We start from the raw sequence: 13770 nt of genomic DNA on the forward strand, positions 1-13770 counted from the left end.
AACCCGGACCACAATGCCAATTGCTGGCTTTTATCTACCAGTCAATAAGTAAAATTAATCCACTTGCCTAATCCAGCGCAAAATAAACGTTACTGTCTGCTCAATATCATTCAGGTTTAGCACCGGCACACCATGTATCAGAGGGATATCACTGGCAATGGCGATAACATGCTCGTCTATCGCGAGTTCCGCTAAATCATGACCACAGTCATGCCGCCAGAGCACGATTTTGGGCACAGCCTCGTGTTTAAAACCTTCGACCAGTACCAGATCCAGTTTTGTTGCATCCATTCTGCTCACCAGATATGCCAAATCTAGCTCTGCCTCATCCGGCGTTTCTGTCATTAGCGCCCAGCGTTGTGAGCTGGCAACCAACGTTTGCGCCGCACCTGCTTTACGTAATTCATAGCTGTCTTTACCGGGCTTATCGATATCCATATCGTGATGAGTATGCTTGATTAGCCCGGGGCGAATACCGTGTTCACAGAGAGCTGGAATCAACTTCTTAAGCAGCGTTGTTTTCCCCGTTCCACTCCAGGCGGCAATGGCAAGTAATGGGATCATGTTCTCTCCTGCCAGTGTGCGAGATCTTCAGGTGTGTTCACATTGACGAATGCGGATTTCGCATCACTGAAATCCACCGCATGCCCTCCCATTTGTCGCATAAACACCATCACCCGGCGTTCACCGCCTGCGAGATAATTCTGCAAAAATGGTAAAACGCTGCGGTGTACCAGAGCAATTGCCGGGTGATCTCGTTCGCCATCATTAACCCACACTGCCGGCGCATTATGCTGCCGGTTCTTTTGTAACCGAGCCACAAGATCCGTTGGTATACGTGGCGTATCGCACGGGCAAAACAGAAACCACTCCCCATCACTTTGTTGCATAACAGAGATAATTCCCGCCAGCGGGCCGGGAAAATCATCCAGCGTATCTGTGAGGACCGGTAAGCCGCTGGCGCGATAAATTTCAAGGTTTCGATTGGCGCTGATAACTAAGCTGGTTACCTGGGGTGCCAAACGTTCGGCAACATATTGCCAAAGCGGTTTGCCATTTAATTCCTGCAGCCCTTTATCTTTCCCACCCATCCGTGATGCTTTTCCACCCGCCAGCACCACGCCTGTTACTGCACTACTGTCCGTCACCCTTATCGCCTCTTTTATTGTGGGTTTTACCCTGCTAACGTGTCTGTACCCAGAGTAAGGAGCACAATTATGAAATGTAAACGCCTGAATGAAGTTATCGAACTTCTCCAGCCCGCATGGCAAAAAGAGCCTGAGCTTAATTTAGTGCAATTTTTGCAGAAACTGGCGCAAGAGTCAGGTTATCAAGGCGACCTTGTAGATTTAAGTGATGACATCCTGATCTATCACCTGAAAATGCGCGACTCCTCGAAAGATGCGGTGATCCCTGGCATTCAGAAAGATTATGAAGAGGATTTTAAAACCGCGCTGTTGCGCGCGCGTGGCGTAATTAAAGAGTAAAAGCTTGTAAGCGGCGCAACCGAATACGCTACGAAATGATATCCTGAATTATTCGTCGTATTTTCGGATCCCAGGATGACCTGCAACGCCTTTACTTTCCAGACATTACACCCGGATACCATTATGGATGCGCTGTTTGAGCAGGGGATTCGGGTGGATTCCGGGCTTACTCCGCTAAACAGCTATGAAAACCGCGTTTATCAATTTCAGGATGAAGATCGCAAACGTTATGTGGTGAAGTTTTACCGTCCGGAGCGTTGGTCTGCAGAACAAATTCTTGAAGAGCATGAATTTGCATTAGATTTGCAGGGTGATGATGTTCCGGTCGCGGCACCGCTCGCTTTCAACAATCAAACCTTGCTCATCCATCAGGACTTCTTTTTCGCCGTTTTCCCAAGCGTTGGTGGTCGTCAGTTTGAAGCCGACAACCTGGATCAAATGGAATGGGTTGGTCGCTACCTTGGCCGGCTGCATCAAACCGGCAGTAAAAGGCTTTTTTCAAGCCGCCCGGAAATAGGTGTTAAAGAATACCTGATTGAGCCACGTCAACTCTTTGAAACAACTACGCTCATTCCTTCTGGGTTAAAAAAGAAATTTTTGCCTGCAGCCGATAAACTTATCGATGCCGTAATAGTGCAGTGGCACAACCGTTTTAATCTTCTGCGCCTGCATGGCGATTGCCATGCAGGGAATATTCTCTGGCGAGACGGGCCAATGTTCGTTGATTTAGACGATGCCCGTAATGGCCCCGCCGTACAGGATTTGTGGATGTTGCTACACGGTGATAAAGCCGAGCAGCGAATGCAGATGGAGATGATCGTCGAGGCCTACGAAGAGTTCAGTGAGTTCAATATGGCTGAGCTGGGGTTAATCGAGCCGCTACGCGCTATGCGCCTGGTTTACTATCTGGCATGGCTGATTCGTCGCTGGGACGATCCGGCATTTCCGAAAAATTTTCCGTGGCTGAACAGTGAAGATCACTGGCACAGGCAAACATTGATTTTTCTTGAACAGGTGAAGGTTCTTCAAGAACCACCTTTAGCATTAACACCAATGTATTAAATGGAGAGAGTTAACCATGAAGAAGATTTGGCTGGCGCTGGCAGGAATGATTCTGGCTTTTAGCGCCTCAGCAGCACAACCTACAGATGGTAAGCAATTTATTACGCTTGATAAGCCAGTGGCGGGTGAGCCGCAGGTGCTTGAGTTCTTCTCGTTTTATTGCCCGCACTGCTATGACTTTGAGCAGGTTTGGCATGTCGCTGACGCGGTGAAGAAGAAGCTGCCAGAAGGCACAAAAATGACCAAATACCACGTGGAATTCTTAGGCCCACTGGGTAAAGAGATGACGCAGGCGTGGGCTGTGGCCATGGCGCTTGGTGTGGAAGATAAAATCACCTCTCCGCTGTTTGAAGCGGTGCAGAAAACGCAAACCGTGCAATCTGTTGCTGATATTCGCGATGTCTTCATCAGTGCGGGCGTGAAAGGCGAAGAGTATGACGCAGCGTGGAACAGCTTCGTGGTGAAATCGCTAGTTGCTCAGCAAGAAAAAGCGGCTGCAGATTTACAACTTCAGGGCGTTCCTGCCATGTTTGTTAACGGGAAATACCAGGTTAACCAGCAGGGTATGGACGGCAGCAGCCTGGATGCCTTCGTTCAGGACTACGCAAATACCGTGAAATATCTGGTTGAGAAGAAATAAATAAAAACGCCGGTCACTGACCGGCGTTTTTGTATTCAGTTTTGAGGGTATCAATCAGTTCATCTTTCCCAAGCCACAGCTTATTCAGCCACTGCTGGAAACTCCGTTTAAAATTTTTATCGTTAACGTAGTCCCCATGTAACACGTCATCCACCGGCAATAAATTAATTCGCACGACAATATGCGTCAGCTTACCGGTTAGCATATTAAAGAATGGTGTGTTGTCGTTTTCTGGATAACAGAGCGTAACATCAAGTAATTTATCGAACTGTTTGCCCAATACATTCAGCGCCATGGCGACACCAGCCGCTTTTGGCGATAGCAGGTTTTTGAAAGAAGAACGTGTTTGGTTGCGCTTTTCTTCAGTAAAACGTGAGCCTTCAACAAAGTTCACAATCGTGGTTGGGTGTAAGCGAAATTTTTCGCATGAACGGCGTGTGGTTTCTACATCTTTACCCCGACGTTCAGGGTGGCGAATCAAATAACCTCTGGAATAACGGCGCATAAACGGCATATCCAACGCCCAGCAAGCAAGACCAATAAAAGGTACCCACGCCAGTTGCTGTTTAAGGAAATATTTGTTCATGGGAATATGTTTACGAAACAGCACACATAACACCACAATATCCGCCCAGCTATGATGATTGCAGATCAGCAAATACCAGTTCTTCTTATCCAACCCTTCCAGCCCCTCAACATCCCATTTTAAATAAGGGTTGAGGTGCAGTAGCCAGGAAAGCCCTTCACACCAGCAATACATCATAAAATTGCAAAAGGTTGAGATCATGCGCCATAGCGCGGGAACGGGAATTAATAGCTTGAGTATTCCAGCGATAATAATGGGCACGGAGCAAACAATGGTAACCAATATGGTGAGCAGGACACTCAAAAATAGAGTAATTACCGCAAGGAATCTCGACATAGTTATATTATTCAGAAAGTTAGCCGCTAAAAGAACACTAAAAAAAGCGCAAGGCGCAGATCTTAACAGAAAACGGTTATCAGGAATGCTTAAACCTTGCTGGTAATACCTGAGGAATTATCGGCAATAAATCAAATCTAATTTACTTATATCCACATAGCGTAAATTGCCATCATAAAGCAATAACGATCGTTTTTAGTTGTGTAACCTTTTGAATATAAATGGTTTGTATAATCCTACGATCTGAGAAATGGCACAAAAGTCCAGCCTGACAGAAATTATTCACAAACTTATCCACAGGATGTTTATGCGAGCGATCCCGACGATCGCGAAATCTTTTTCGGCATTTTCCGCGAAAAACTCATGTTTTCTCCCTGTCTGTGGCATCCTTTAACCATAATTTGATAAACAGGCATGGACATCATGGTTCAGATCCCAGAAAACCCACTTATCCTTGTTGACGGCTCGTCTTACCTATATCGCGCGTATCATGCGTTTCCGCCATTGACTAACAGCGCCGGTGAACCTACTGGTGCTATGTATGGTGTACTTAACATGTTGCGCAGCCTGATTTTGCAATACCAGCCGACACATGCCGCGGTGGTGTTTGATGCGAAAGGCAAAACCTTCCGTGATGAACTGTTTGAGCATTACAAGTCACATCGCCCGCCAATGCCGGATGATTTGCGAGCGCAAATTGAGCCGCTGCACACTATGGTAAAAGCGATGGGATTGCCGTTACTGGCGGTCTCTGGCGTTGAAGCGGATGATGTCATTGGCACGCTGGCGCGCGAAGCCGAAAAGGTTGGCCGGCCCGTGCTGATAAGCACCGGTGATAAAGATATGGCGCAGTTGGTGACGCCAAACATTACGCTTATCAATACTATGACCAACACGATCCTCGGCCCGGATGAAGTCGTCACAAAATACGGTGTCCCGCCGGAGTTAATTATCGATTTCCTCGCCCTGATGGGTGACTCCTCAGATAACATTCCTGGCGTGCCGGGCGTTGGCGAGAAAACGGCGCAGGCATTGCTGCAAGGGCTGGGCGGTCTGGATACGCTCTATGCCGAGTCGGATAAAATTGCCGGGCTCACCTTCCGCGGTGCCAAAACCATGGCGGCGAAGCTTGAGCAGAATAAAGAGGTGGCCTACCTCTCTTACCAGCTGGCCACGATTAAAACGGATGTCGAACTTGAGCTGACCTGCGAACAGCTGGAAGTTCAGCAGCCTGCAGCGCAAGCGCTCCTGGAGCTTTTTAAGAAATATGAATTCAAACGCTGGAGTGCTGATGTAGAAGCGGGTAAATGGCTCCAGGCGAAAGGCGGGAAACCGTCGGCGAAACCGCAGGAAACCATTGAGATTGAAGCAGAAGTTGATATTCCTGCTGTCGTGCTGTCGGCGGAAAATTACGTCACCATTCTTGATGAAGAGACGTTGCAAACATGGATCGGCAAACTGAAAAGTGCACCGCTCTTTGCTTTCGATACTGAAACCGACAGCCTCGATAATATCAGCGCCAACCTGGTTGGTCTCTCCTTTGCGACCGAACCGGGTATCGCGGCTTATGTGCCCGTTGCGCATGATTATCTTGACGCACCGGATCAAATCCCGCGCGAGCGCGTGCTGGAATTACTGAAACCGCTGTTGGAAGATGAAAGTGCCCGTAAAGTGGGGCAGAACCTCAAATACGATCGCGGTGTGCTGGAGAATTACGGCATTCAACTGCGCGGCATTGCCTTCGATACAATGCTGGAATCCTACGCACTGGATAGCGTCGCTGGTCGTCATGATATGGACAGCCTCTCTGAGCGCTGGCTGAAACATAAAACGATTACCTTCGAAGAAATTGCCGGTAAAGGTAAAAATCAGCTGACGTTTAATCAGATCGATCTTGAGCAAGCGGGACGTTATGCGGCGGAAGATGCTGATGTCACGCTACAACTGCATCTTAAGATGTGGCCGGAACTGCAAAATAATGCCGGGCCGCTGAACGTCTTTCAGAACATTGAAATGCCGCTGGTGCCGGTAATTTCACGTATTGAGCGTAACGGCGTCAATATTGATCCCGCCGTGTTACACAAGCACTCCGAAGAGTTGACGCTGCGCCTGGCGGAACTGGAGAAAAAGGCGCATGAAATTGCGGGCGAGCCGTTTAACCTCTCGTCAACCAAGCAGCTGCAAACCATTCTGTTTGAGAAGCAAGGCATTAAACCGCTGAAGAAAACACCTGGTGGCGCGCCGTCGACTTCAGAAGAGGTGCTCGAAGAGCTCGCGCTGGATTACCCGCTGCCAAAAGTTATTCTCGAACATCGTGGGTTGGCGAAGCTGAAATCGACCTATACCGATAAGCTGCCGCTGATGATCAACCCGAAAACCGGTCGCGTGCATACCTCGTATCACCAGGCCGTTACGGCAACGGGCCGTTTATCTTCGACCGATCCGAACCTGCAAAATATTCCGGTACGTAATGAGGAAGGCCGTCGTATTCGCCAGGCCTTTATCGCGCCGAAGGACTATGTCATTGTCTCGGCGGACTACTCGCAAATTGAGCTGCGTATTATGGCGCACCTGTCACGCGATAAAGGTCTGCTGTCTGCGTTTGCCGAAGGTAAAGACATTCACCGCGCAACGGCGGCAGAAGTATTTGGTTTGCCACTGGAAAGCGTCAGCAACGAGCAGCGCCGCAGCGCGAAAGCGATCAACTTTGGGCTGATTTACGGCATGAGCGCCTTTGGTTTATCGCGCCAGCTTAATATCCCGCGTAAAGAGTCGCAAAAGTACATGGATCTCTACTTCGAGCGTTATCCTGGTGTGCTGGAATATATGGAGCGTACCCGCGCGCAGGCGAAAGATCGTGGCTACGTTGAAACGCTGGACGGACGCCGTCTTTACCTGCCGGATATTAAATCCAGCAATGCGGCCAGACGAGCCGGTGCGGAACGTGCGGCGATTAATGCCCCTATGCAGGGAACGGCTGCAGACATTATCAAACGCGCAATGATCGCGGTAGATAGCTGGCTGCAAAGCGAGAAACCGCGTGTGCGGTTGATCATGCAGGTGCACGATGAACTGGTGTTTGAAGTGCACAAGGATGATGTCGAGGCCGTGTCGAAAAAGATCCATGAACTGATGGAGAGCAGCACCAAACTGGATGTGCCGTTGCTGGTGGAAGTCGGGAGCGGTCAAAACTGGGATCAAGCGCACTAAGTATTCGGTGGATGAGGCGCTTTTCTGTAAGTAAGCAACAAATCACCGTGAGTTTTGTGACAATCATTAGAATTCCCTATGTAAAAATTGAAAAGAAATTACAAAAAGTGCTTTGTCAGGATCTAAAAAGGGAGTAGAGTTATTCGCGTAGGGTACAGAGGTAAGATGTTCTATCTTTCAGACCTTTTACTTCACGTAATCGGATTTGGCTGAATATTTAGCCGCCCCAGTCAGAAATGACTGGGGCGTTTTTTATTGTGCGAAAGGAAGGAAAAACAAAGAAAAAAGCGCGGCGAATGCTACGCTGGATATGAAGATTACTCGCCGCTTTCTTCTACTGGCGGTAGGTTATTGAACCAGCCATCCAGTTTCTCACGTAATTTGTCCACGCCCTGTTTCTTCAGCGACGAGAAGGTTTCAACTTGAACTTCGCCGTTAAAGGCGAGCACGGCTTCACGCACCATATTCAGTTGCGCTTTACGCGCGCCGCTGGCAAGTTTATCCGCCTTGGTCAGCAGCACCAGCACTTGTAGATTGCTCTCGACAGCCCACAGGATCATCTGCTGATCAAGATCTTTCAGCGGATGGCGAATATCCATCAGCACTACCAGGCCTTGCAGGCACTGGCGTTTTTCGAGGTATTCTCCTAGGGCGCGTTGCCATTTGATTTTCATCTCTTCCGGCACTTCCGCGTAGCCGTAACCTGGCAAATCGACAAGACGTTTGCCATCGGCGACTTCAAATAAGTTGATCAGCTGCGTACGGCCGGGCGTTTTCGAGGTTCGCGCCAGGTTTTTCTGGTTGGTCAGGGTATTCAGTGCGCTCGATTTACCTGCGTTGGAGCGGCCAGCAAAAGCCACTTCAATGCCGGTATCGGCGGGTAAGTGGCGAATATCAGGCGCACTGGTGACAAAGTGCGTCTGTTGGTAATTCCAGTTAGTCAAAATGGTCGTCTCCATCGTTAAAGCATGCGGCGATTATACCTGAACCTACGCAAAAGGCTGTTTTTCTCGCCAGAAACTCTGCTGTGAGCCATTACCGCGCGATATGTAAGATATTTGCCCTTTTCGTTATGCGAACTTTCAGAGAAATTGCAAGTTAAAAAATGAATAAACATTATATAATCAAATGGTTATGTATATAGAATTTTCTTAAATTGCGGTTCTAGTCCTTTTCCTGCTTGTCAGTCTAGCTCAGAAAGGTAAAGTAACCCACCAAGGCCGGATGCCGCTTGTGGAAGGATAACTCACGGAATGAGGGGTCAGGAGCGCCAGGAGGCGAAGACCGGAGACTAATGTCAGAAGACATTGAACAAGGAAAAGGAACCGTAACAAGGAACGTTCTACGCTAACGGATAAACAGGGCAAGTTGATAGCGAACAGGGAATGTAAAACCCATTACGGGTGAAGGGTCAAGAAAAAAGGCGACAGTTTGCACTGTCGCCTTTTTTCTTTGCTTGCTTTCTGCTAGATTCCGCCGCAATTCTATACTGATGAAAAACGACTTAAGACCACAATTATGAAAAAACTGTCCACCAATCCGCGCGGTAAAGTGCGCCGTAAAACCCGTGAAGAGCTGAATCAGGAAGGCCGCGATCGCAAGCGTGATAAAAAGCACCGCGGTAATGTTTCTGGCAGCCGTGCGAACGGTGGCGGTGACGTTTCTGGCTCCGGAAGGGGTAAGCAGCAAAAAGATCCGCGTATTGGCAGTAAAAAACCGATCCCGCTGGGTGTCACCGACACACCGGTTACCAAGCAGCACAAACCTAAGAGCGAGAAACCTATGCTTTCACCGCAGGCTGAGCTGGACATGTTGGAAACGGATGAGCGCCTGGACGCGCTACTGGAACGTCTGGAAGAGGGTGAAACCCTGAGCGCTGACGATCAAGCGTGGGTCGATGCCAAACTGGACCGCATTGATGAGCTGATGCAGAAACTCGGTCTTTCTTACGATGATGACGAAGAAGAAGAGGAAGGTAAGGAAGATATGATGCGTCTGCTGAAAGGTGGCAACTAATCCTTTTCTATGGGGCTTTCTGTCCTGCTTATAACCCTTCCGGTTATATGTTATCTGGTGTGGTTATTCGTTAAACTACAGCGGTTGTCGCGGCGCAAACTGTGGCTGCGCAACCGGCTTATGACCCGAAACGAGGTCAGGCCGGGCCGCCGGAACCGCCAGCGGCGTCATCGGAAGGAGTAAACAATGTCTGAGCAAGTCATCGACTGGGATCTGGCCCTGATCCAGAAATATAACTATTCCGGGCCGCGTTATACCTCATATCCCACCGCGCTGGAGTTTTCCGACGCTTACGGCGAAGACGATTTTCGCAAGGCTATTGCACGTTACCCTGAGCGACCGCTGTCGCTGTATGTGCATATCCCGTTTTGCCACAAGCTGTGCTACTTCTGCGGCTGCAATAAGATTGTCACCCGCCAGCAGCATAAAGCCGATCAGTATCTGGACGCGCTTGAGCAGGAGATTATTCACCGCTCGCCGCTGTTTGCCGGTCGTCACATCAGCCAGTTGCACTGGGGCGGCGGTACGCCGACCTATCTGAACAAAGCGCAAATTAGCCGCCTGATGAACTTGCTGCGCAGCCATTTTGCGTTTAATGCTGATGCCGAAATCTCGATCGAAGTTGATCCGCGAGAAATTGAACTGAATGTGCTCGATCATTTGCGCAGTGAAGGCTTTAATCGCCTGAGCATGGGTGTGCAGGATTTCAATAAAGAGGTTCAGCGTCTGGTCAACCGCGAGCAGGACGAAGAGTTCATCTTCGCGCTGCTCAATCACGCCCGCGATATTGGTTTTACCTCGACCAATATTGACCTGATTTACGGCCTGCCAAAACAGACGCCGGAAAGCTTCGCTTTCACGTTACAACGCGTGGCGGCGCTTAACCCGGATCGCCTGAGTGTCTTTAACTATGCGCACCTGCCAACGCTGTTCGCCGCGCAGCGTAAAATCAAAGATGCTGATCTGCCGACGGCGCAGCAGAAGCTCGATATTTTGCAGCAAACCATCACCTCGCTGACCGGTTCCGGTTATCAGTTTATTGGCATGGATCACTTTGCCCGCCCGGACGACGAGTTGGCTATTGCTCAACGTGAGGGTGTATTGCACCGTAATTTCCAGGGTTACACCACTCAGGGTGACAGCGATCTGCTGGGGTTGGGCGTTTCTGCCATCAGCATGATTGGCGATAGCTATGCGCAAAACCAAAAAGAGCTGAAACACTATTATCAGCAAGTGGACGAGCGTGGAAATGCGCTGTGGCGCGGTATTGCGTTAACCCGTGACGACTGTATTCGCCGCGATGTGATCAAGGGGCTGATTTGCAACTTCCGCCTCGAATTCGATGTGGTGGAGCGCGCCTGGGATCTTGATTTCCGTGACTATTTTGCCGAGGATTTGCGCCTGTTGGCACCACTGGTGGATGACGGGCTGGTGGCGATGAGCGAGCAGGGATTACAAGTCACACCGAAAGGGCGTTTGCTGATCCGCAATATCTGCATGTGTTTCGATGCTTATCTGCGGCGCAAAGCGCGTTTACAGCAGTTTTCAAGAGTGATTTAAGGATGGCGCATCAAGCCTACAAAACACGTTCTGTAGGCTTGATAAGCGCAGCATACCGCGAAGGTTAGCTAAACAGCCCAACCAGCGCGGCACATAAAACAGCCGCGATGGCCGTTTGCGGTGTGTGGCTTGCCGACGCGCCAGCTTCTACGCCTGCAGTGACCACATTGATTAATGATTCCAGCATGATGACCTCTCCCATGAACGGGCAAGATCATACGTCACTGCCGGTAACAGTAAAGCGCAAAATAGCGGCAATTTGCGATCGCGGATCATTCTTTACACTTCGCCTGCCTGTTATTCCATTCCCAGCTCTTTCAACTTACGCGTCAGGGTGTTACGACCCCATCCAAGCAACCGCGCCGCTTCCTGTTTGTGGCCCTGTGTGTGGCGCAGCGCCGTGGTTAGCAAGGTGCGCTCCATTTCGGGTTGCGCTTCTGAAAGCAGGTTTTGATGACCGGAACGTAATGCGCGATCCGCCCATTGTGCCAGCAGCGTTGCCCAACTATCTGGCAGGCTCTGAGAAGGGCTATCCGGCACGGTAGTTTCGAACAGCTCGCCTGGCAAATCCTGAATCAACACTTCCTGGCCTGCGGCCATAACCGTTAACCAGCGGCAGGTGTTTTCCAGTTGGCGGACGTTACCTGGCCATGCCAGACGCGTTAACGCGGTTTCGGTTTCCGGGTGCAGTAGTTTCGTTTCTACGCCCAACTCGCGTGCGGCGACTTGCAAAAAGTGGCGCGCTAAACGCGGAATATCCTCCCGGCGTTCGCGCAGCGGCGGCAAATGGACACGGATCACGTTCAGGCGGTGGAACAGATCCTCACGGAATTTGCCCTCCTGAACGCGTTGTTCCAGGTTCTGGTGCGTGGCTGCGATGATGCGTACATCGACTTTCACCGGCGCATAGCCGCCAACGCGGTAAAACTGGCCATCGGCCAGCACACGTAGCAAACGTGTCTGTACGTCCAGCGGCATATCGCCGATTTCGTCCAGAAACAGTGTTCCGCCATCGGCTTGCTCAAAACGTCCCTGACGAATCGTATTCGCGCCGGTAAACGCCCCTTTTTCGTGACCAAACAGTTCCGATTCAATCAAATCCTTCGGAATGGCCGCCATATTGAGGGCGATAAACGGTGCTTTCACGCGCGGGCTGTGGCGATGCAGTGCATGAGCCACCAGTTCTTTACCGGTTCCCGACTCACCATTAATCAATACGCTGATCGACGAGCGCGACAGGCGACCGATAATGCGAAACACATCCTGCATCGCCGGTGCTTCGCCGATGATGTCCGTTGTCGGGCCGCTGACCTGAACATTGCGCGGCTGCTGCTGTTCCTGATAATGGCTGATGGCGCGCTCAACCAGTGCCACGGCTTCGTCGATATCAAACGGTTTGGGCAGATAATCGAATGCCCCTTGTTGATACGCGCTTACCGCAGCGTCGAGATCGGAATGCGCGGTCATAATGATGACCGGGAGCATCGGATGGCGCTGTTTGATCTGTTTCAATAACGCGAGCCCATCCATCCCTGGCATACGAATATCCGAAAGCAGTACATCCGGGGTTTTGGTGGTGAGCGCATCTAGCACTTCATTGGCACTTTCAAACGTTGTACAACTCAAGCCTGCCCCGGTGAGCGCGCGTTCCAGCACCCAACGGATGGAGCTATCGTCATCAACGATCCAGACTATCCCTCGTTGCATAAACACCTCTACTTCCGAATAGGCAGAAATACCGAGAATTCGGTATGGCCTGGCCAACTGGTAAATTCAATTTTGCCAGAATGTTGATCAATCAAACTGCGTGCGATAGATAACCCAAGCCCGGTGCCGCCTTCGCGTCCACTCACCATCGGATAGAACAACGTATCCTGGAGGTGCGACGGAATACCCGGGCCGTTATCTTCCACATCTATTCTCGCCGCGAGGCGATAGCGCACACCATGCAGCGTCAACTGGAAGGCAGTACGGGTGCGCAGAATAATTTCGCCCCCTTCCGGTCCCAGCGCCTGCAAAGCGTTACGCACAATATTCAGTAAAACCTGCTCGATTTGGTCAGGATCATGCGCGAGCTCCGGCAAACTTGGATCGTAATCACGGGTTAAGGTGACGTTTTCCGGCAGCTCCATTGACACCAGTTTCACCACGCGCTCGGCCACTTTGTGAATACTTTCGGTAACATGCATCCCCGGTTGCTGCGGCCCCAGCAGGCGATCAACCAGGTTACGCAAGCGGTCAGCCTGCTCGATGATCACTCTGGTGTATTCCAGCAGCGCCGGATCGGGCAACGCTTTGCTCAGCAACTGTGCCGCGCCGCGTAAACCGCCAAGCGGGTTTTTAATTTCATGCGCCAGACCGCGTACCAGATCGCGCGCCGCAACTTGTTGGGCGTGCTGGAGCTGCTCCTGGCTCAGACGGCGCTGGTTATCCATCGGCGCCATTTCCAGCAGAATCAAACCATCCGGCAGACGTTGCGCCGTCAGCGAAAGAATGTGTGAGCGCCCGTCAATGACGAGAGTCACTTCGTTATCAGTAAACCCCTGCCCGGCATGTAAACTTTCCCGCATCAAATCGATGTTCAGTGAAAAGTAACTCAGCAGTTCGGGGAGCGGAGTGCCGAATAGCTTACGTGAGCTTTGCGCCAGCAGTTGCTGTGCCGCAGGGTTGGCGTAATGTACCGCCAGGTCGTCATCAACCAGCAAGATGCTGTTGATCAAAGAATTGAGGATCTGCCCAGCATCGGGCAGCACGCCGCTTGCCATTTAGCAGTCTCCCGGAGGTGTGCACCAATTTAGTGCAGTATAGCGTTTTATTGGTAAAAAGCGCGTTAGATCAGGTTGTTGGTGGAGAAAAAAGCCCATCCAGGGATG

Annotated in this window: 14 protein-coding genes; 7 read left to right on the forward strand and 7 right to left on the reverse strand. The window is 50.6% G+C overall.

Features of this window, described 5'->3' with window-relative positions; all coding sequences use genetic code 11:
• Positions 1–54: 54 nt before the first annotated feature.
• Both mobB and mobA read right to left on the reverse strand, forming a co-directional pair.
• On the reverse strand, positions 55–564 hold the full coding sequence (mobB, locus tag E0L21_RS23365) for a molybdopterin-guanine dinucleotide biosynthesis protein MobB (RefSeq protein ID WP_131413653.1): 510 nt from the start codon (positions 562–564) through the stop codon (positions 55–57).
• Positions 561–1148, reverse strand: a complete 588-nt coding sequence (gene mobA, locus E0L21_RS23370) for a molybdenum cofactor guanylyltransferase MobA (protein ID WP_131413654.1) — start codon at positions 1146–1148, stop codon at positions 561–563. The genes mobB and mobA overlap by 4 nt, the downstream gene beginning before the upstream one ends.
• 69 nt (positions 1149–1217) lie before the next feature.
• Between mobA and E0L21_RS23375 the strand changes: the two genes are divergently transcribed.
• From E0L21_RS23375 to dsbA, 3 genes are all read left to right on the forward strand, one after another.
• Complete coding sequence (locus E0L21_RS23375) at positions 1218–1487, forward strand: YihD family protein (protein ID WP_017460091.1); 270 nt, start codon at positions 1218–1220, stop codon at positions 1485–1487.
• Between the two features lie 75 nt (positions 1488–1562).
• Complete coding sequence (locus E0L21_RS23380) at positions 1563–2549, forward strand: serine/threonine protein kinase (protein WP_131413655.1); 987 nt, start codon at positions 1563–1565, stop codon at positions 2547–2549.
• A gap of 16 nt (positions 2550–2565) precedes the next feature.
• Entirely contained in the window at positions 2566–3189 is a 624-nt protein-coding gene (gene dsbA / locus E0L21_RS23385; protein ID WP_131413656.1) for a thiol:disulfide interchange protein DsbA, read from the forward strand.
• A 13-nt stretch (positions 3190–3202) separates the two neighbouring features.
• Here the strand turns inward: dsbA and E0L21_RS23390 are convergent, their stop codons facing one another.
• Positions 3203–4111 (reverse strand): acyltransferase, encoded by a 909-nt coding sequence (locus tag E0L21_RS23390; protein WP_131413657.1) that lies wholly within the window; start codon positions 4109–4111, stop codon positions 3203–3205.
• A 423-nt stretch (positions 4112–4534) separates the two neighbouring features.
• Between E0L21_RS23390 and polA the strand changes: the two genes are divergently transcribed.
• Both polA and E0L21_RS25550 read left to right on the forward strand, forming a co-directional pair.
• Positions 4535–7321 (forward strand): DNA polymerase I, encoded by a 2787-nt coding sequence (polA, locus tag E0L21_RS23395; protein ID WP_131413658.1) that lies wholly within the window; start codon positions 4535–4537, stop codon positions 7319–7321.
• Positions 7322–7486: 165 nt separating this feature from the next.
• Positions 7487–7534 carry a spot 42 RNA, inhibition of DNA synthesis gene (locus E0L21_RS25550; RefSeq protein ID WP_071892919.1) on the forward strand — a complete coding sequence of 16 codons (48 nt, stop codon included), beginning with the start codon at positions 7487–7489 and terminating at the stop codon, positions 7532–7534.
• A gap of 104 nt (positions 7535–7638) precedes the next feature.
• Here E0L21_RS25550 and yihA read toward each other — a convergent pair whose 3' ends face one another.
• A complete protein-coding gene (gene yihA / locus E0L21_RS23400) occupies positions 7639–8265 on the reverse strand; it encodes a ribosome biogenesis GTP-binding protein YihA/YsxC (protein WP_131413674.1) in 627 nt (208 codons plus the stop codon).
• A 574-nt stretch (positions 8266–8839) separates the two neighbouring features.
• Between yihA and yihI the strand changes: the two genes are divergently transcribed.
• Positions 8840–9337, forward strand: coding sequence for a Der GTPase-activating protein YihI (yihI, locus tag E0L21_RS23410; protein WP_131413659.1), 498 nt, complete (start codon positions 8840–8842; stop codon positions 9335–9337).
• A gap of 186 nt (positions 9338–9523) precedes the next feature.
• A complete protein-coding gene (gene hemN / locus E0L21_RS23415) occupies positions 9524–10897 on the forward strand; it encodes an oxygen-independent coproporphyrinogen III oxidase (protein WP_131413660.1) in 1374 nt (457 codons plus the stop codon).
• 64 nt (positions 10898–10961) lie between these two features.
• On the opposite strand, the gene E0L21_RS25065 is transcribed toward hemN, so the two are convergent.
• From E0L21_RS25065 to glnL, 3 genes are all read right to left on the reverse strand, one after another.
• The gene (locus E0L21_RS25065; protein ID WP_141399381.1) at positions 10962–11084 is read right to left on the reverse strand and encodes a YshB family small membrane protein; all 123 of its coding nucleotides are present in this window, start codon (positions 11082–11084) and stop codon (positions 10962–10964) included.
• A gap of 110 nt (positions 11085–11194) precedes the next feature.
• On the reverse strand, positions 11195–12604 hold the full coding sequence (gene glnG / locus E0L21_RS23420; protein ID WP_131413661.1) for a nitrogen regulation protein NR(I): 1410 nt from the start codon (positions 12602–12604) through the stop codon (positions 11195–11197).
• A gap of 8 nt (positions 12605–12612) precedes the next feature.
• Positions 12613–13662, reverse strand: coding sequence for a nitrogen regulation protein NR(II) (glnL, locus tag E0L21_RS23425; RefSeq protein ID WP_131413662.1), 1050 nt, complete (start codon positions 13660–13662; stop codon positions 12613–12615).
• Between the last annotated feature and the right edge of the window lie 108 nt (positions 13663–13770).

It is taken from the genome of Kosakonia quasisacchari (genome assembly GCF_004331415.1).
GTDB lineage: Bacteria > Pseudomonadota > Gammaproteobacteria > Enterobacterales > Enterobacteriaceae > Kosakonia > Kosakonia quasisacchari.

What these genes read in the sequence shown, in the direction of transcription:
- polA (WP_131413658.1), top strand. Translation starts at nt 4,535, where the DNA reads ATGGTTCAGATCCCAGAAAACCCACTTATCCTTGTTGACGGCTCGTCT.
- yihI (WP_131413659.1), top strand. Translation starts at nt 8,840, where the DNA reads ATGAAAAAACTGTCCACCAATCCGCGCGGTAAAGTGCGCCGTAAAACC.
- hemN (WP_131413660.1), top strand. Translation starts at nt 9,524, where the DNA reads ATGTCTGAGCAAGTCATCGACTGGGATCTGGCCCTGATCCAGAAATAT.
- E0L21_RS25065 (WP_141399381.1), bottom strand. Translation starts at nt 11,084, where the DNA reads ATGCTGGAATCATTAATCAATGTGGTCACTGCAGGCGTAGAAGCTGGC.
- glnG (WP_131413661.1), bottom strand. Translation starts at nt 12,604, where the DNA reads ATGCAACGAGGGATAGTCTGGATCGTTGATGACGATAGCTCCATCCGT.
- E0L21_RS23390 (WP_131413657.1), bottom strand. Translation starts at nt 4,111, where the DNA reads ATGTCGAGATTCCTTGCGGTAATTACTCTATTTTTGAGTGTCCTGCTC.
- E0L21_RS23380 (WP_131413655.1), top strand. Translation starts at nt 1,563, where the DNA reads ATGACCTGCAACGCCTTTACTTTCCAGACATTACACCCGGATACCATT.
- glnL (WP_131413662.1), bottom strand. Translation starts at nt 13,662, where the DNA reads ATGGCAAGCGGCGTGCTGCCCGATGCTGGGCAGATCCTCAATTCTTTG.
- mobB (WP_131413653.1), bottom strand. Translation starts at nt 564, where the DNA reads ATGATCCCATTACTTGCCATTGCCGCCTGGAGTGGAACGGGGAAAACA.
- dsbA (WP_131413656.1), top strand. Translation starts at nt 2,566, where the DNA reads ATGAAGAAGATTTGGCTGGCGCTGGCAGGAATGATTCTGGCTTTTAGC.
- E0L21_RS23375 (WP_017460091.1), top strand. Translation starts at nt 1,218, where the DNA reads ATGAAATGTAAACGCCTGAATGAAGTTATCGAACTTCTCCAGCCCGCA.